We start from the raw sequence: 17375 nt of genomic DNA on the forward strand, positions 1-17375 counted from the left end.
TATTTAACGATTCGTATAAAAAGAATTGATTTCGTTATTATTTGAAAGTAGAAAATACGTAGGGCGTCGACTTAGGGTTTACAGGACAGAATATTTTTATTTCAATTGTGCGTTTCTAAAATCGGATCTGCCAATGATACGTTGTGTGAGTATCCAAAAATGGCTACGTCAGATCGGCTAAAGCCGATGCCCCAATTTCAATTAATGTAATTTTCTGATCGCTAAAAGATTTATTAGTAATTGTTTTATCTAATGGGGTAAATGGAAAATTGTTTATGATAGGTAAATAATCATCATGCTTAAAAATGTTGTTCAAATTATTTTCGTTTCAAAGTCTAAGGTATTGCTTGGTTTTCGCCAAAACACTGAGGCTTTAGATCAGTTGTGGGGATTTCCCTCTGGTAGAATTGAAGAAGGGGAGCTGCCTCTGCAAGCGGCTAAGCGCGAAGCGTTAGAAGAGCTGGCCGTTGACGTGAATGATTTAATGTTTTTATGTGAGAGACCGGATCCTAAACTGGATCTTGTGCATTATTTTTATATTTGTGAAAGTTGGTCTGGTGAATTAATTAATGCAGAACCGCATCTATGCCGTGAAATTTGTTGGTTTGATATTGAGTCATTACCTAAAGGTTGTACACCAATAACATATTTGATTTTGCCCAAGGTTAAAAAATACATAAACAGGAACTGAAATTAATATTCAATGGTAGTGAAGAGCCTGCCTCTGAGTTTGAATAGCAGGTTGTATTAAGAACAACCTGCTATATTTATATCGTTAATTGATTGATCTTACGGCTCGTACGTAATTGAAAACACGTTCGGCATCTTCACCTGTCGGGCCATTTTTCGCTTTAGAATCGTATCGAATAGCACCTGCACCATGCGAGTCTTTTCCATCAGGTCCAACGGCATAACCGAAAGCAACGTACCATGCCCAATATTTCATATTTTGAATCTTATTCCCTCGTTTGGAAAAGTAAGCGGATGTGCTTGACCAAAAGTAGGCATCTTTATCTGTTATTTTAAAATAATCCGGATTGATTGCAGGATAAACACCGGAGTAATCGACAATACTTTGTAATTCTTTTACATTCGGTAGTTTCCAATCATTGTGGCCTGCAAATTCAAGATTCTCAGCATAGGATAAAGCATGTTCCCAATCGAGGCCTTTTCCTGAATCGTTTTTAAGCCACATTAACCCCGTGCCTAAATCGGAAATCGTGCCATCACCATTATCAACAAATTGATTTTCGCCATAGGACGGACCGTAAACACAACGCACAAGTTTTAATGCAGGATTCCCCATTGGCGGCTGACCGCCTTCACCACCTGGAGGGGGAGGTGGCATATTACCCATTTTATTATCTTCACCGGGTACGTTTTGTACGCCGACGGGTCTTCCATTTTGTGGCATTGCTCCCATTGGATGCTCGCCATCACCCGTTGGATAACCTTTGATATGACCCGTTCCATAATTTAGGCCAAAGGCTGTTTCAGCACCGTTATGGGTTGTGCCAACATGATAAAAATTACTAGACCAATACTGAAGTTGTTTACCAATTGATTGATTACCAAGGCTGAAAATAGTTTGATCAATATATGGCCACCCATCGGAGAAGTCTTCAATGGATAAGAGCTCTTTTAATGACGGTAAACGCCAATCATCATGTTCAGTTAAGACTAAATTTTCGCAATATTTACCGGCATCTCCCCAAGAGAATTTCTTATCGATCGGCACGCGTTGCCAAGTCACGCCAGTGTTTAAGTCCTTGACCGTTGCTTTATCTGCCGAAATACTAAACGAAAATGGCGTGCCCACATAATCTGCATCTTGCCCAAAAAAGGGCTGTCCTTTTATTGGTTCGATAGCTAAACCATCGCTGCCGTAATCAACACTTTGACCCGTATCGACAACGAGATTATGCGTTTTTGTTTGTGTGTCTGCGGCAGCATAATTGCTAAAAGAAATTAACATGCTTAATAACAGTGTTGAATATGTTGTGGAAGCTGCTTTTTGTCTCATAATATCTCCTTGATAACGCGCTATTGACCCTTAATTAATCCGGTTAGAATAACAGTTTATTTCAAGGGTATTTCACTGCAAATGAGGAACTAAATAGCAACTAAACCTTCACCGTTCATGTTATCTAGAATTAATGATGGTATTTCATCTTAAAATGAAGGATGAAGTTCAGAACGGCTGGGTTAATAAAGCTAAACGTTATCACCATCGGGATTAAAGGTAATTTGCGCTTGGCAACCGATTGTAGGACGGTTAGTTAATTTGAACGACCACTGATAACGTTGGCATAGCTCATCAACAATTAATAAGCCTAGGCCGTGTCCGGAGGATGGGGTCAAAAGTGTTTGGGGAGCGTTGTTTTTATTTTCAAGGCCTTGACCATTATCTAAGATCGTCAGAGAACCTTCGTCCATTAATACCTTAATTTTACCTTGATTGGTTGCGTTAATTGCATTGCGAATCAAATTACCAATAATCATATTCATAATAGCAGGTGTGGCTTGAATAACGACCGCATGCTTCACCTCAACCTCAATAGTAATAGGTTTATTAGCGGTATACTGATGGTTGTTGTTAATTATTTTGTGAAGTTCATGTTCATCGAAGGTTCTTGTGTCAATTTCCTCATGGTTTTTTTCATAACGGACTAAGCTCAGTAGCGCATCGACCATGGATGTCATCTGAAAAGTGGCATCCTCAATACGCTGTAATTGTCGTTGTTGAAACTCTGTTTTATCGCCTCTTTGTAATAGTTTATTCGCACCTTGAACAATGGTTAGTGGTGTTCTGAGCTCATGGCTTGCGTATCGGGCAAAGGCTTGTTCGCGTTTGATTAAGGTATTAATTTCATTGCGGTAGTGGTTAAGGTGATTAGCAAAGGTGTGAAATTCAACTGCTGCATTGGGGGGAATTACAAAAGGTGATTCCGTTTTTCTGGAGTTTTGTTCAAGTTGTTCAGATAAGGCATTCATTGGAGAAATTAGAGTTTGTGATAAACGCGAAAGCACAACCCCAAAAATAACTAAAAGTAGAGTGACGATAGCAACCACAATAGATATGACTACCCAGAATTCTTCCCCACTTAATTCAATTTTATCAATATTACTGAGTAGAATAATGGTTTTCATTTGGCCATTAATTTTATGCTGACCAATATAAACCATGCGCGATTGGTTATTTTCTTCTATTTCCCCTAAAAAGTCAGATCTGCCTCTAACTAATGCTTGTAATTCATGAGGAATAAGCGAGATTTCATCATAGGCAGTGGTTAATTTATTTAATTGAAGGGAGCCCGTTTCACCGTTATTGTAGCGAACAACCGCATCGTCCTTATCAATCGATATTAACCTTTTGCCAACCTTATCTTCGGACCAAGTTAATGAATAGGAAAGGATCCCTGAAGTTACCAAGCCAATGACTAAGGATAAAATAACAAAAAATAATGCGAGGCGTCCGGTTATACTGTGTGCACTCGCAAATTTAGTGTGGTCCATTTACTTCTCCAACCTAAAGCCGACCTTCGGGACAGTAATCAACATAGAAACTGGAAAGGGTTTATCGAGTTGATTGCGTAATTGATAAATATGACTGCGAAGTACATCTTGATTTGGTTCATCTTCTTCCCAAAGCTTATGTGCTATCTCATTTTTACTAACGACCTCGGGTGCATGCTGACAAAGCATTTCTAAAATCGTATAGGTGGTTGGATTCAGGGCAAGTAGATGGTCTTGTCGATAGGCTTTACGGGTTTTTTGGTTTATTGTTAGTTCTCCGAATCTGAGTTCGGAAACAGCAACATCGCCCCGATAGCGTTTTACTAATGCATTGATGCGTGCTTCTAGGATATCAAGATCAAAGGGTTTCGTGAGGTAATCATCGGCGCCATGGGCAAATCCTTTTAACATATCTTCACGGTTATCAAGTGCAGTCAACATTAAAACCGGGGTGTTATTACCACTATCCCTTAATTTATTGCACACGGTTAGACCATCCATACGGGGAAGCATTAAATCCAATAATATAATATCGAATTGACCTTCCATTGCTAGCTGAAAGCCTAATTCTCCATTATCGGCATAGTCGAGTTCCATCGCCAAGCTTTCAAAGTAATCAAATAAAATTCCAGCAATCTCGCGATTGTCTTCAATCAATAATATGCGTTTCATTATCCACTCTTTTGTGTGTTCAACTAGCCATGATCATCCTTAACTAGCGTGAAAAAAATGTGAATAACAAAATTTTCACCCTCTATTCGACATACTACCGAAAACTCACTACGGGCACATGTATTATGTTAGATAAAATAACTCCTAAGCACTCGTTGCAACCAACTGTTTCACCTTCTGTCACTGTTTCGGTGATCGTTCCTGTTTATAACGAACAAGCCGTTTTGCCCAGTTTTCATGGGCGTCTTGTTCAGGTCTTAGATAATTTAAATGAGCGCTGTGAAATTATCTATATTGATGATGGTAGTAGTGATAATAGCCGAAACATTATCACGGCTTTTCCAGTAACAAGTAGTGTCGTCCAATATATTGCTCTGAGTCGTAATTTTGGTAAGGAAGCAGCAATGAGTGCAGGACTTCAGCACGCGAAGGGAATCGCAGTGGTCGTGATTGATGCAGATTTACAAGATCCGCCTGAGCTGATTCCATTAATGGTAAAACGTTGGCGAGCAGGGGCTGATGTGGTCAATATGAAACGTAACTCACGTGCTGGAGAAAGTATGTTGAAACGTTTTTCAGCTGCTTGTTTTTATCGTTTATTAAATTGGATGTCGGATATTAATATTGAAGAGAATGTTGGTGACTTTCGTTTGTTGAGTCGTGAGGTGGTCGATCATATCAACGAGTTGCCAGAGCGTAATCGCTATATGAAAGGCATTTTTGCTTGGCCGGGATACAAGCAAGTGGTTGTTCCTTTTAACCGTGATCCGCGTTTTAGTGGTGAAACAAAATGGAATTACTTCAAATTGATAGGCTTAGCGATGGATGGGATAAGCTCATTTTCGATTAAGCCCTTAAGAATTGCAACCGTGTTAGGTGTGTTGATTGCACTGAGTGCGTTTGGCTATGGCAGTATTGTGATTGCAAAGACATTGCTGTTTGGTGAAGTAGTTCAAGGCTATCCTTCAATTATGGTTGTATTGCTTGGATTAGGTGGTGTGCAACTAATTAGTATTGGGTTATTGGGTGAATATATTGGACGAATTTTTATCGAATCTAAACAACGGCCGTTATATTTAATTCAAGAAGTCGTCGAAAAAAGCGCAATTCAAACTCAAAAAAGTCCATTAGGGGAAGTTGCATGACGCTTTCCTCTCGTTCTTTTTGGTTATTATTGAGTGTTGCAATTCTGATCCGTTTGTTGTCATTGGCAGGCTATCCGTTAATGGATACGACTGAAGCTCGTTATGGTGAAATGGCTCGGTTAATGGTTGAAACTAGTAATTGGTTAACCCCTCAAATTGATTACAATATCCCTTTTTGGGGGAAACCGCCCCTGTTTACATGGGTAAGTGCGCTGGGAATTGAGCTTTTTGGACGCACAGAGTTTGCCGTTCGTTTTCCTCATTGGTTAGCGGGGATAGCGACCTTGGCAGTCATTGGCTATTTTGCAAAGAAAATACAAGTAAATATTTATGCTGCAATATTGGTATTAGCAACCTGCGGTATTTTCGCCATTGCTTCTGGTGCAGTGATGACAGATATGTTGCTTACTTTATCAATTGCTTTGACCATGGCGGCTATTTATTTAAGTTGGCAATGCTATGAGCGAGCACAAGGTGTTACTCGAAAAGGCTATCTTTGGGGCTACTTAGGATTTGTCGGGCTTGGAGTGGGGCTATTGGCAAAGGGGCCTTTAGCGATTGTATTGGTCGGACTGGCTGTTTTCCCTTGGTTGCTAATTCAACATGGCATTAAAGGCGCTTTTGTTGCTCTGTGGCAGCGTTTCCCTATTATCAGTGGTAGCTTTTGGATGTTAGCGATAGCACTTCCTTGGTATCTTGCAGCAGAGCATGCAACGCCTGGTTTTCTAGATTACTTTATTGTTGGTGAGCATTTTAAACGCTTTATTGTAAGTGGATGGGAGGGAGATCTTTATGGTAGTGCACATAATCAGGTACGAGGAACAATTTGGGTATATTGGTTAACATCGTCGGCCCCCTGGTCATTTATTTTTCCCATATTATTATGGAAAAGAAAAACGGATATTAAAACGGTTAATACAAATCACCGAGGATTATTTAGTTTTCTTTTTCTCTGGATGTTGGCGCCGTTGGTTTTGTTTACTTTTGCAGGGAATATTCTGCCGGCTTATGTGTTACCTGGTATTCCTGCATTAGCTTTATTGGTTGCTGTATTACTAAAGGAAGGAGATGAAAAGTGGTTTAAGGGAGTGGCTTTGATTATACCTGTTGTTCTGATTGTTGCGCTTATTTATCTGAATTTAGGTAAGGCAGAGTCACGTAGCGATAAATATTTGCTTAGCGATATGGATATATCACTTTCTATTTTTTACATTGATAAACGGCCTTTTTCTGGGCAGTTTTATAGCAATGGCAGAGCTAAGTTATATCAAGGTAAAGAGTCACTTAAAGGTCTTACAAGTATGTACTTAATCGGTAAAAAAGAGAAAGTTTCAGCTGTTATTGCAGAGGATGGATTGCATTGCGATCTGCAAATAAGTGCTAAATCTAAACGGAATCGATATCTATGTACACGTTAATACACAAAGGTTGGCATGTTAATCTACTTGATAAAATACGTCATTCAACATTGTTACGCTTTGCCTGTGTGGGGGGGAGCGGTTTTGTGGTTGATAGTTGTGTATTTCTTTTTGCATTGTCTCTTTGTTCGATACCGGTTTTTCCAGCCAGAATAATTGCCTTTATTTGTAGTGCAACGACAACCTGGCTAGGCAATAGAAAATTTACTTTTAACCAACAGCAGGGCAGTGTATTTAAGCAGTGGCGAAATTTCTTTATGAGTGCCTGTATCTCTGCAATCCCAAATTTTATAGTCTTTAGTTTGATGCTTTATCTATTTGGAAATGCAGGTTATATGCCTTTTATAGCGCTAGTTTTCGGTGTTTTAGCTGGGATGTTTTCAAATTATTTTCTTTGTACTAAATGGGTGTTTGCTAGCGGGAAGGAGTAACTTATGAGGCAGGTTTTAATGAGCATAAATAATGAACAGGTAAACGATTGTTGCACAATACAATATAATCAAATACGATAAATCAATATGTTATATAGGGAGTTAATGTTTTGTCTAACACTGTGCGTCATATTAACCAACAATTTTGGAGTAGTAAATATATTCCCATGTTGTCGGTTCGTTCAACATATAACAGTGTTCAAAATTATAAAACGCATGAGCATGCAGAGCTTTCAATTGGATTAATTAAAGATGGGGAAACGTGTTTATCTATCAATAATAAACATATTATCCTAAAAAAAGGCGATATTATTTTTATTGAGCCTAATAAATTCCATGCTTGTAATACTATCACTGATGCCCCTCGAAGTTATCATATGCTCTATATCGATAATACATGGGTTTGTGAAATATTATCTACTTTATATAGGCATAAGGTTACCCAAGTGAGTTGTGATAGGGGGCAGTATTCATGTGGGAAAGGAGGGTATTTAATCAGTCTTATTGAAGCGATGATTGACAATGAATCTAGCGAAACTGCTGCCAAAATAGAGGCCGAAATAACACATTTAATAGGGCATCACTGCTTTCCGTCGGCCGCTTTTGACTCTCAAAAGTTGGCAAATAAAGTAAAAAAACGTTTATTAGAGAATACTGTAAATCCCCCATCACTTAATGTTATGTCTCTGGAATTCGGGCGGTCTAAAGAGTCGATAATTCGTAATTTTAAGCGCTGTTTTGGAATAACACCGAAATCATTTTTAAATAATTACCGTGTAGAAAGGGCTAAAATTTTATTAAGGGATGGTATGAATATTATGGATGTGGCGCTTGAAGTTGGTTTTTCTGACCAAAGCCAGTTACATCGATCTTTCGTTAATTACACCGCTTCGACACCACGTCAATATCAACAAATAACGTCAATTTTCGACAATAATTTCGAGTCTGAATAACCTATAGTTTGACAATTATTTAATCATTATAGGTAATTTCAGATGTTGGTTTCTACTTTATTCCCTGTTGCCTTTCCGGCTTTAGTCATTGCTCATTTCGTTGCCTTATTAAGTCCAGGGCAAGATTTTTTCTTAATTATTGGTTATTCAATTCGACATAAATTACCTGGAAGTCGATTTATTTGTCTTGGTGTTGCATTAGGAAATGCCATTTATATTGCTGTTGCTATTATTGGATGGACTCAGATTCGAGATAATCCGATTATTTTTTCTGTTGTTGAAATATTAGGTGCAATTTATTTATTTTGGATTGGCTTAAAGTTACTTAAAACTAAAAAAGTTGCAATCTTGCTTGATACAGAAAAAGACCCGCTTCCTTCCATCATGAAGCAATTGTTACTTGGCTTAAATTCAGCACTACTCAATCCTAAGAATGCGATATTTTATATGAGTTTAATGACAGTCATATTAGGCAGTCAGGTGACATTAGTTCAACAAATTACATGTGGGGTTTGGATGTTTCTTGCTGTTCTGCTTTGGGACTTTTTGGTTGCCGCTGTTATAGGTAAGCCTTATATACAAAAGCATCTAAAAAACTGCGTACATTTAGTCGAAAGAGCAGCAGGCATCGTGCTTATTTGTTTTAGCCTTGTGTTATTTATTAAATAATCTCAATTCTGGGCAATGGGCTCTTTGTATTCAGAGCCCATTATTTATTTTTATTTATGTGTTCCACAACTTGGGCAGAATTTAGAACTTACCTGTGTTTCAAAGCCACAGTTGGCGCAGGGTTCTGTTTCTTGGACTTGTTCTGCACCACAGCTAAAACAGGTTTTAGCAATTTTTGGTAATACCTGTTGGCATTCTGGACAAGTGGTTATTTGATCGTTTGCGCGTGCTTGATGTTGTGTTTGATTCTCTTTCATAACATACCCTTCATATTTGTTATTAGATTGTCGGTACTAATGCCCCGAGAAAGCATCTTGAGATAGCATGATGATATTATAAACATATCTATTTCACGTGTTTATTGATTTTTATGCCTAATTTATTAAATACTTAATGCTAATTTTCCTTCTCGATACAATTTATTACGTATTTGTTTTATTCGTAAATCAATATCGATGGGCAGGATATTAAATCGCTTACCAAAGTGTATTAGCAGTTGGCGTTCTTTTGTCGACACTTGTCCATCAATTAAACACATCTCAATCATTTTAGTTAGCCAGGCTGAAGCATCGAGTATTTCCTCGGGTGCTAACATCGTCAATTCCCCTGATTTTTGTGCAAGCAATATATCGTTTAATATATGTTGGGGAATTCTGCGTTGTTTAATAAAGTCGTTTAGTAGCGCCAGTTCCTTCGGATCGACTTTCCCATCTGCAAATAAAATAAGCACCAGTCCTGATAATAGAGAAATTGGATCGAATATTTTTTCGGTTATTTTTTCTGGCGCGGGCGCAATTTCGAATTGATTGCCCTGAATATTCATAATGTGATTGATACGTGGTGTGAAATCTTTTAATACCCAGTTTAAATCACCGTGATTGAAGGGCGTGAAACAGTATTCACAGCTGGCTTTATCGGAGTCTGATTGAGGGGCACCACAACTGAAGCAATGTAATGAATGTAAACCTTTTTTAATATCGCTAGTAATGCCTGTTTTTCTTATTAGGGTGAGGTAATGAGCATAATAGCCCGTGACGGGTTGTTTATTTTCGCTTAGAAAAATCTTCGTGCCTTTCCATTTTACCAGTATTAGTAGGTGATCAAATTCGTCACCAAATTCAACTTTGTTTACTTCGCATAGTCCTAATTCAATATTATCGAAGTAGTAATGTGATAGTTCTTTTTGAGTAAAGTGATTAATATAGTCTGGGTGTGCAACTGATTGTATTGCATCGGTATTTTGGGCTAGCCATGCTTGTTGCAATCGCCAAAAGATAACGCTAACTCGATCTTCAATAATGGGTAAATTAAACATCGGATCAACAACTTGGTATTCTGCCACCCCTTTAACTTGCCGTTTTGCATTTTGAAAACGCCATTCCTCCTCTTGGGTTATTTTCGCTAATATCCAATCATATTCTCCCGATGTGACTAATGACATGCATTGTTGGCATTGTTCAAATTTATTCAACATTAAGGTTGCCCCGCAATTAGGACAAATACCTTCGATTAATCCTGGCTTTGAACGTGTTTTTACGCCGGGTAAGCGAATATAAGTCCAATACTCCGTTTTGTTGGTAAAAGGGATTAGAGACTGTGCTGGCGTATTGGTTTGCGTATTCTCAATATGATGTTTGGCTCTGCTTGATATTTTGAAGTGCATGGTTTCAAAGTGCTTATCGGCTTCAATCCCAACCAGTTCTGTATGGTGTATTAATAGGTTGTCTAATCGATGGTGTCGTCGCTGGGCATCTTGAATATTAAATTGAATAGCATAACGCTGATAAATACCATCGCTAATAAAGGCGCGTGCAGCGGTCATATCGTGCTCAGACCAACCTTGTTTAATGATATAAAAGGCTTGTTCAATACGTGCAGTGATTGTTGGAATATGAAAATAAGGATCGTGTTTTTTTATCTTATCGTATTGGATGCTTTGTTTATTTTCGTTTTGTTTTTTGATACCACGGACAATCGTGCTCGCCATTTTTCGTCGGACGATGATATTGTTGGTTTGATAGACTCCATATAGAAAAAACAGAAAAGCTATCAGTACTTCTAAATACAGCATAAAATTCTTTTTATGATGAGATTAAATTGCGGGGCAAAGTATAGTACGCTGCTGCTATTGATAGTCGTTACCATACCCATGGAATAAAGGCTTTATTAGTTTTTTGGTAGGAGGCGTATTGATCGTAATGTTCGCATAATGCTTTTTCTTCAAATCGAGCCTTGAGTGCTAGAACAACAATAAGTAGTAACCACGCGATTAATTTCAGCAGACTAAATTGACAAAAAACAATACCTAAACCGCCAAAGAAAAGCGAACTATACATGGGATGACGGATTAATTTATAGGGGCCATGAACAATAAGCGATGCATTAGGTTTAGGGTGAGGGCGAACATTAAAATTACCGGGACGATTAGTGATTAAGGCAGACAAGGCAATGATCCCCGATAATGCGATTAAAAGTAAACCTATTATCGATAGTTGTAAGTTAGCGATGGGCCAAATAATGATAAGAAGCAATATAAATTGTGCAATAACATATCCCATGGAACCCTCCTTTTGTTTTTACTCATATAGCCAATCAAGGTTGTTGTTTTGATAGTATAAAGTAAATTAGGAATAGATTGCGAGATCAATTCAACTATAAAACGCAAGCAAGAGTATGATAAATACCGTAAAATTGTTGATGTATAAAAACTTTTTGTAAAATGTGAGATAGAGTAAGGCTTTACCCATGATCAATACGGATGACGATAAGATGGAAATTGAAGCGCAAGATGAACTTGAGTTAACCGGACCTCCTTACCCTGAAGTGACCGATATGCAAGTTAGGATTGCGAAAGAACAGTCCAGTGTTGATGCGTTTTTGCGTAAAGAGCGCCGTGGAGAGTTGGTACTTGCTCCTGATTTTCAACGCAAAGATGTATGGGATAAAAAGCATCAGTCTGAATTGATTGAATCTATTTTACTGGGAATCCCTATTCCACTTATTTACCTTTTTGAAAACGAGCAAGGTGAGCGACAAATTATCGATGGTAAACAGCGAGTAACGACGCTAAAGCTTTTTATGAACAACGAGTTGACGTTAACTTCATTGTTTATGCTACCGACATTAAAAGGCGCTAGATTCGATGATATACCTCCTTTACTACAGGCCAAACTAGAAGATTACCTGTTACATTATTATGTTATTCAGCCACCGACGCCCGAGCATGTAAAATTCAATATTTTTGAGCGGATTAATCGTGGAGGTGTAAGCCTCAACAAGCAAGAGATGCGTCATGCGCTTTATCAGGGTAAGGCAACCTCTTTGATTCAAGAGCTTGCCGAGAGTGAGGCGTTTAAAAATGCAACGGGCAATGGGGTAAAGGCAAATCGAATGCGTGATCGTTATTTGATTTTACGTTTTATTGCCTTTTCTCTTTATCACACTGAGCAGTTGCCCGGTATTGAATATCACTCCGATGTCGATTCATTTTTAGCGGCAACCATGAAATATATTAATACAGCTTCTTCTGAATTTATTGAGTTAATCAAAGAGCGTTGTCTGTCAGGTCTGACGGTTATTTATAAAACGTTAGGCGCTGAAGCATTCCGGTTTGAAGCCAAAGAAACGAGCCCCAAAAGGCCTATTAATATGGGACTGTTTGAGATGTTGTTATTTGTTTTTAGTCAGCTCGATTCCGATGATATCGATAAGCAGAAAATTCGGCTATGTATTGAACAGTATAAGTCAGCAATCGATGCCGAAGGGATCTTTGCGGGTGGCATTGATAGTACAGCGTCGGTCGAAATACGGTTTAATTGGGCGAATAAAATTATCCAAGGATTGAAGCATGCTTAAACAGTTATGTATTAAAAACTTTAAAAGTATTGATGATGCAACACTAAAGATGACACCGTTAACTATTTTAACCGGTGCTAATTCATCGGGAAAATCTAGCACGATCCAAACGTTGTTGTTATTAATGAAACATAGCGGTTCGACAAATCCCTACAGCATGGATGAATTATTACGTTATTTAGATAGTTTTAGTGCGATTCGAAATAAAAAGAATAATGCAAAAAGAGTTCAGATAAATGCGACGGACAGTGACGATCTGACGCATTGTTTAGCGATTACCTTAGAGGGGAGCGAAGTCGAGTCGAGCCTGCCTTATATTTATGAAGCAAGAGGTGATGAGCCTGAGTTACTTTACCTTAATGCCAATCGGTTGGGAGCACAGGATCTTATTCCACTTTCGCAACGTAAAGTAGGATTTGTTGGTGAGTATCTGTTTTCTTATTTCCATAAAATTAAAAATAATATTTTGGTTGATGAGTTAGTCAAGTTTGATAACTCACCAATGATGGGGTACCAATTAAGTCAATGGTTGACCTTGATCACTGGCACTGCAACGGAATTAGTGACCGAACAAGTTGGTGAGCAGGTAAAAGTGGAATTTAATGTCGGTGATATAGAAGGTAATGTTTCGCCCTTTAATCTTGGTGCTGGGATAAGTTATATCGCTAAGGTGTTAATTATCTGTTTAATGGCGAGAAAAGGTGACATTGTGTTACTTGAAAATCCGGAAGTGCAACTTCATCCCGAATCTCAATCACGATTAGGGGAGTTTCTTGCTTTTGTGGCGAGTAAAGGCATTCAACTTGTAGTTGAAACTCACAGTGAGCATTTAATTAACCGTATTCGCTTAGAAGTTAGTGAAGAGCATATTGATTGTGATGATGTTGTTATTCATTACAAGGGCTCTGCGAGTGATCCATTTCAAACCCTGCTATTGGATATTGATGGGCATTTTGTCGATCAACATGAAAATAGACAAAGCTTTCCAAAGGGATTTTTCGATGCCAGCGTACTTGCGTTATTGAGTTTACGATAGGAATACAAGGATGAACCGAGGTTATAAAGTTGTTCTTTCTGATAAGTTATATAGCATCTATAAACGCGCATCGCTTTCATGCACTTTAAGTGCAAAGGAAAGAAGAGCTTATGAGTTATTAATCGGAAATATCGAATTAAATGTGTTGACCAATGCAGCGCAAGTCCAACGTTGCAAAGAGAGTCATAAGTTACCCGATGTTATTTATGATGACCTTTATCCAGTGTTATTAACCGTTGAAGATCAAAAGGATTTATCCCTAGAAGCATTATCCAAAAAAACGTTATTTAAATTAATTCTTACCCAGTCGCAAGGCGATGTTGCTCCACCTTATTTTAATCTCAAAACACCGAATATAAACCGTAATTATACTATTACACGGATGCACACCGAAAATCGTCAAACCTTAAAAGATTACTTAAAAAATCTGCTGCAAGACGCCAACGATATTCTTATCTACGATAAATATTTTTCTAAAAAAGAAAGTAATAAACAACTTTTCAGTCTATTACCCAATCAGCCGATTACCATTAAATATATTGAAAATGGCGATGGTGATAATGGACGCTTTATTCAACGGGGTTGTCGTGGTAATGCGCAGTGGCAGGCTGAAAAGTGTGATACAAGAAAAGTTGAATTTAATCGATTTGCGCGCTCACACGATCGCTATTTAATTATTAATAATAAAGTGGAAGTGACCATCACTAGTGGTTTTTTATATATTTGGGATAAAGCCAAAGAAATCACCTGTGTTATCCGTGAAATTTAGCATTAAAATATGAGGGGATCTTTATCCTTTGGTCTTCACACGTCCAAAATTTTTTAATTTCTTGTTATTAAAATATGAAGGAGACGGTAAATAAAGGTTAAATATATCTAATTTCATGCCGAAAGAGGAAGTTATAAGCTATCTTCAAGTAACACTAGTTCATGTTACTTCACATTTAGGCGGTATTTAAATAATGCATTTTCGTCGTTATTTCTTAATCCTTTTTTTCATAAACTTATTCAGCATTCCCGTGCATAGTAAGTCTTTGAATATTGGTATCAGAAGTGATGCTTATGATCCGCTTATGTTAAAAGCCGCTGAGTACGTTAAAAAAGCCGCACAAATCATTAATTATGATATTTCCTATATTCATTTACCCGCCAAACGAAGTCTGATGCTTGCTGCAAATGGCATTTTGGACGGTGAATTTTATCGCCATCGTCTTATCGAAGCATTGAACCCTAGCTTAGTAAGAGTCGACGTTCCTCTAGGGCAATTTGATTATTATATTTGGGTACTAGAAGGACAGGAGTGTGTAAGAGATGTGCAGGCTTTAAAGCAGATGAAACCTGTCGGTGTCAGAGGTGTTATTTTTTTTGATACACTGGTTTACCCGTTGTCCGACGTGAGTCATGCAGAAGTAAATACAATGCCACAAGTGTTACAAATTTTAAACCGTAGGCGGGCTGATTATACGGTTCATAACCATATGGTGATGCATCGATATGCTCAGTTATCTGGGATTCATATTAAACGTTGTCTAGATGAGCCATTATTTTCAATGCCGTTTTATTTGTATTTACATGAGTCTAAGCGTGATTTAATTCCTTCTTTAGAACAAGCGATGAGCGCACAAAAGACGCAACCGTAATATTTTATTTGAAAAAAATTGGGCATTAATGCATTCAATGATTATCTTTAATTAGAAGGCTATTATATTGTTGCGCTTAGTGGATTTTTTTAAAGAGATCGATTTCCAAGTTATATTTAATTTTAAAATAATTTCGATGATGTTTTATTGCATTGAAATGACCTAAGTAAAGAGAGAAATATAGAAGTGAAATCTATTCCCCTACGTTGGTTAATTATTACCCCATTCGTGTTGCTTGCATGTATTTCAGGTGTGGTCATGTATTTTGTGTCCACCATAACCATTTCTAATATTTCTAAAGAGGTCGGCGAGCAATATATTAAAGAGGTGGAAAATCGTATAGACGATAGAGTACGAGATATCACTGCCCCCTTAAGCTATATTCTAGAGATTAATCGTGACGCCTTTTCATATAATCCAGATTCTCTTAATAACTTAGTGCCGATTGCTACGCGTTTTTACGAACAAGCAATACCCTATGAGCAAATGACATTTATTTCCATTGCGACAACTGATGGCCGTTATATTGCCTCGTCACGCGATCCGATTGGTAAAGTCAAGCATGAGATAGCTGCAAACTTTGTTAATACACCTTTGACGATGGAAGGATTTAAATACGATCCTACATCTCATATCGGAGCAAAAATAGAATCGGCTCCTACTTTTAGTTATGACCCAAGGGGAAGACCTTTTTACTTAGATGCCAAAAAAGCGGCCACAATAACCTGGAGTGATATTCACCCCTACTATGGTCAGCCAACGCTTGGGGTTGGGCTTTCTGTTCCTATTTATGATAAACAAGGCGTTTTCTTAGGCGTGACAGCGACGAGTGTTGCTTTGATCGAGTTGGATGATTATTTAAAATCCTTAGCACTAGTCGATAACGCCTATGTGTTTTTAGCTGAGCAAAATGGGGCGCTTATTGCAACGTCAGGAGAATATGCACTGTACGATAATAAAGAGGGGGTCTATACCCGAGCTAACCTTCAGAATCATCCTAATGCGTTATTTAAAATGGCGGGGCAGCACTTAAAAGCAGGTTCATATCAACTTAGCATAGAAGGTGAAAATTATTTGTATCATGTGACGTCGGCTAGACTTAAATATGGAAAAACATGGCTAATTGGTATTCTTATTCCCTCTTCTTACCATGAGGGAGTGTTAGCTAAATACACGCAAACAACAATTCTGATTACGTTAGCTTTATTTGCATGTATTGGAATCATAGGTTCAGCCATTGCTTGGTATATTGGCAAACCGATACAACGGCTTAATCAAGCGGCTAATGATAAAAAAATTGAAAGCATTCTTTTATTGCCTCAGCCTATGAGTCGAATCAGTGAAATTAGTTCACTCAGTCAAGGGTTGCATGCGATGGCTGAAAATCTTGTGGATATATTGAAGCATCTTGAGCAAAAAGTATCGGAGAGAACGTCCTATTTGCAGGATGAAAATGAGAGTTTACTGGAGAGTTCACTCACCGATGAGCTGACTCAATTATATAACCGACGTGGCTTTAACTTAGTCTTCGATAAAGCATTCAAGTCAGCTCAAGGCAAAGACCATAAACTGGCATTGGTTATTGCTGATATTGACCACTTTAAACGTATTAACGATAACTTTGGGCATACTGCTGGCGATAATGCATTAGTGTCTGTCGCGGCGAGTCTTCAAAAGCATACCCGTTTAGGGAAGGATATTGTTGCGCGTTATGGCGGTGAAGAATTTGCTTTAGTGTTTATTAATATGGAATCAGAGCAGGTTATCGAACGACTCAATCAAATCCAAAAAGACTTTGTGGCACACCCTGTTTTTGAGCGTCAGCACATTACAATGAGTTTTGGTGTTATTAATGTTGATGAACATCCTTTTACTTCAACCGATGAGATGATTGAGCAGGCAGACAAGCGATTGTATCAAGCGAAAAATAGCGGTAGAAACAAAATTGTTAACTAACGCATAGGTGATCGTTAAAAGTTGGATTATTTATAGACCTATGACGATGCAAAATGTACTTTGTTTGATATTACCGTCATGATT

The 17375-nt window shown here is 38.0% G+C and carries 17 protein-coding genes; 11 read left to right on the forward strand and 6 right to left on the reverse strand.

The window, feature by feature from the left end; genetic code table 11:
* The first annotated feature begins 295 nt into the window (after positions 1 to 295).
* Complete coding sequence (locus ACR30L_RS02775; protein WP_435236525.1) at positions 296 to 691, forward strand: NUDIX domain-containing protein; 396 nt, start codon at positions 296 to 298, stop codon at positions 689 to 691.
* 84 nt (positions 692 to 775) lie between these two features.
* Here the strand turns inward: ACR30L_RS02775 and ACR30L_RS02780 are convergent, their stop codons facing one another.
* The 3 genes from ACR30L_RS02780 to ACR30L_RS02790 all read right to left on the reverse strand — a co-directional run bounded on the left by ACR30L_RS02780 (position 776) and on the right by ACR30L_RS02790 (position 4188).
* Positions 776 to 2023: a DUF1566 domain-containing protein gene (locus ACR30L_RS02780; RefSeq protein WP_435236526.1), complete on the reverse strand. Its 1248-nt coding sequence runs from the start codon at positions 2021 to 2023 to the stop codon at positions 776 to 778.
* Positions 2024 to 2214: 191 nt separating this feature from the next.
* The gene (locus ACR30L_RS02785) at positions 2215 to 3516 is read right to left on the reverse strand and encodes a sensor histidine kinase (protein ID WP_435236527.1); all 1302 of its coding nucleotides are present in this window, start codon (positions 3514 to 3516) and stop codon (positions 2215 to 2217) included.
* Entirely contained in the window at positions 3517 to 4188 is a 672-nt protein-coding gene (locus tag ACR30L_RS02790) for a response regulator transcription factor (protein ID WP_435236528.1), read from the reverse strand.
* Between the two features lie 125 nt (positions 4189 to 4313).
* On the opposite strand from ACR30L_RS02790, the gene ACR30L_RS02795 reads away from it, so the two are divergent.
* From ACR30L_RS02795 to ACR30L_RS02815, 5 genes are all read left to right on the forward strand, one after another.
* Positions 4314 to 5333, forward strand: a complete 1020-nt coding sequence (locus tag ACR30L_RS02795) for a glycosyltransferase family 2 protein (protein WP_435236529.1) — start codon at positions 4314 to 4316, stop codon at positions 5331 to 5333.
* Positions 5330 to 6751 carry an ArnT family glycosyltransferase gene (locus ACR30L_RS02800; RefSeq protein WP_435236530.1) on the forward strand — a complete coding sequence of 474 codons (1422 nt, stop codon included), beginning with the start codon at positions 5330 to 5332 and terminating at the stop codon, positions 6749 to 6751. Before ACR30L_RS02795 ends, ACR30L_RS02800 begins: the two co-directional genes overlap by 4 nt.
* On the forward strand, positions 6739 to 7182 hold the full coding sequence (locus tag ACR30L_RS02805) for a GtrA family protein (RefSeq protein ID WP_435236531.1): 444 nt from the start codon (positions 6739 to 6741) through the stop codon (positions 7180 to 7182). The genes ACR30L_RS02800 and ACR30L_RS02805 overlap by 13 nt, the downstream gene beginning before the upstream one ends.
* Positions 7183 to 7292: 110 nt before the next feature.
* Positions 7293 to 8135, forward strand: coding sequence for an AraC family transcriptional regulator (locus tag ACR30L_RS02810; RefSeq protein ID WP_435236532.1), 843 nt, complete (start codon positions 7293 to 7295; stop codon positions 8133 to 8135).
* A 42-nt stretch (positions 8136 to 8177) separates the two neighbouring features.
* Positions 8178 to 8804 (forward strand): LysE family translocator, encoded by a 627-nt coding sequence (locus ACR30L_RS02815; protein ID WP_435236533.1) that lies wholly within the window; start codon positions 8178 to 8180, stop codon positions 8802 to 8804.
* 50 nt (positions 8805 to 8854) lie between these two features.
* On the opposite strand, the gene ACR30L_RS02820 is transcribed toward ACR30L_RS02815, so the two are convergent.
* From ACR30L_RS02820 to ACR30L_RS02830, 3 genes are all read right to left on the reverse strand, one after another.
* Positions 8855 to 9061 (reverse strand): double zinc ribbon domain-containing protein, encoded by a 207-nt coding sequence (locus tag ACR30L_RS02820; RefSeq protein ID WP_435236534.1) that lies wholly within the window; start codon positions 9059 to 9061, stop codon positions 8855 to 8857.
* A gap of 125 nt (positions 9062 to 9186) precedes the next feature.
* On the reverse strand, positions 9187 to 10875 hold the full coding sequence (locus tag ACR30L_RS02825) for a hypothetical protein (protein WP_435236535.1): 1689 nt from the start codon (positions 10873 to 10875) through the stop codon (positions 9187 to 9189).
* A gap of 67 nt (positions 10876 to 10942) precedes the next feature.
* Complete coding sequence (locus ACR30L_RS02830; protein ID WP_435236536.1) at positions 10943 to 11362, reverse strand: methyltransferase family protein; 420 nt, start codon at positions 11360 to 11362, stop codon at positions 10943 to 10945.
* A gap of 187 nt (positions 11363 to 11549) precedes the next feature.
* On the opposite strand from ACR30L_RS02830, the gene ACR30L_RS02835 reads away from it, so the two are divergent.
* The 5 genes from ACR30L_RS02835 (at position 11550) to ACR30L_RS02855 (ending at position 17291) form a co-directional block, all read left to right on the forward strand.
* Complete coding sequence (locus tag ACR30L_RS02835) at positions 11550 to 12659, forward strand: DUF262 domain-containing protein (protein WP_435236537.1); 1110 nt, start codon at positions 11550 to 11552, stop codon at positions 12657 to 12659.
* Entirely contained in the window at positions 12652 to 13695 is a 1044-nt protein-coding gene (locus tag ACR30L_RS02840; RefSeq protein ID WP_435236538.1) for an AAA family ATPase, read from the forward strand. The genes ACR30L_RS02835 and ACR30L_RS02840 overlap by 8 nt, the downstream gene beginning before the upstream one ends.
* Positions 13696 to 13705: 10 nt before the next feature.
* A complete protein-coding gene (locus ACR30L_RS02845) occupies positions 13706 to 14464 on the forward strand; it encodes a hypothetical protein (protein ID WP_435236539.1) in 759 nt (252 codons plus the stop codon).
* 265 nt (positions 14465 to 14729) lie between these two features.
* On the forward strand, positions 14730 to 15335 hold the full coding sequence (locus ACR30L_RS02850) for a hypothetical protein (RefSeq protein WP_435236540.1): 606 nt from the start codon (positions 14730 to 14732) through the stop codon (positions 15333 to 15335).
* Positions 15336 to 15521: 186 nt separating this feature from the next.
* The gene (locus ACR30L_RS02855) at positions 15522 to 17291 is read left to right on the forward strand and encodes a diguanylate cyclase (protein ID WP_435236541.1); all 1770 of its coding nucleotides are present in this window, start codon (positions 15522 to 15524) and stop codon (positions 17289 to 17291) included.
* Positions 17292 to 17375: the final 84 nt, after the last annotated feature.

The sequence above is a fragment of the Psychromonas saccharinae genome (assembly GCF_051201515.1).
GTDB lineage: Bacteria > Pseudomonadota > Gammaproteobacteria > Enterobacterales > Psychromonadaceae > Psychromonas.

What these genes read in the sequence shown, in the direction of transcription:
- ACR30L_RS02835 (WP_435236537.1), top strand. Translation starts at nt 11,550, where the DNA reads ATGATCAATACGGATGACGATAAGATGGAAATTGAAGCGCAAGATGAA.
- ACR30L_RS02815 (WP_435236533.1), top strand. Translation starts at nt 8,178, where the DNA reads ATGTTGGTTTCTACTTTATTCCCTGTTGCCTTTCCGGCTTTAGTCATT.
- ACR30L_RS02795 (WP_435236529.1), top strand. Translation starts at nt 4,314, where the DNA reads ATGTTAGATAAAATAACTCCTAAGCACTCGTTGCAACCAACTGTTTCA.
- ACR30L_RS02805 (WP_435236531.1), top strand. Translation starts at nt 6,739, where the DNA reads ATGTACACGTTAATACACAAAGGTTGGCATGTTAATCTACTTGATAAA.
- ACR30L_RS02785 (WP_435236527.1), bottom strand. Translation starts at nt 3,516, where the DNA reads ATGGACCACACTAAATTTGCGAGTGCACACAGTATAACCGGACGCCTC.
- ACR30L_RS02790 (WP_435236528.1), bottom strand. Translation starts at nt 4,188, where the DNA reads ATGAAACGCATATTATTGATTGAAGACAATCGCGAGATTGCTGGAATT.
- ACR30L_RS02800 (WP_435236530.1), top strand. Translation starts at nt 5,330, where the DNA reads ATGACGCTTTCCTCTCGTTCTTTTTGGTTATTATTGAGTGTTGCAATT.
- ACR30L_RS02830 (WP_435236536.1), bottom strand. Translation starts at nt 11,362, where the DNA reads ATGGGATATGTTATTGCACAATTTATATTGCTTCTTATCATTATTTGG.
- ACR30L_RS02775 (WP_435236525.1), top strand. Translation starts at nt 296, where the DNA reads ATGCTTAAAAATGTTGTTCAAATTATTTTCGTTTCAAAGTCTAAGGTA.
- ACR30L_RS02820 (WP_435236534.1), bottom strand. Translation starts at nt 9,061, where the DNA reads ATGAAAGAGAATCAAACACAACATCAAGCACGCGCAAACGATCAAATA.
- ACR30L_RS02825 (WP_435236535.1), bottom strand. Translation starts at nt 10,875, where the DNA reads ATGCTGTATTTAGAAGTACTGATAGCTTTTCTGTTTTTTCTATATGGA.
- ACR30L_RS02780 (WP_435236526.1), bottom strand. Translation starts at nt 2,023, where the DNA reads ATGAGACAAAAAGCAGCTTCCACAACATATTCAACACTGTTATTAAGC.
- ACR30L_RS02840 (WP_435236538.1), top strand. Translation starts at nt 12,652, where the DNA reads ATGCTTAAACAGTTATGTATTAAAAACTTTAAAAGTATTGATGATGCA.
- ACR30L_RS02845 (WP_435236539.1), top strand. Translation starts at nt 13,706, where the DNA reads ATGAACCGAGGTTATAAAGTTGTTCTTTCTGATAAGTTATATAGCATC.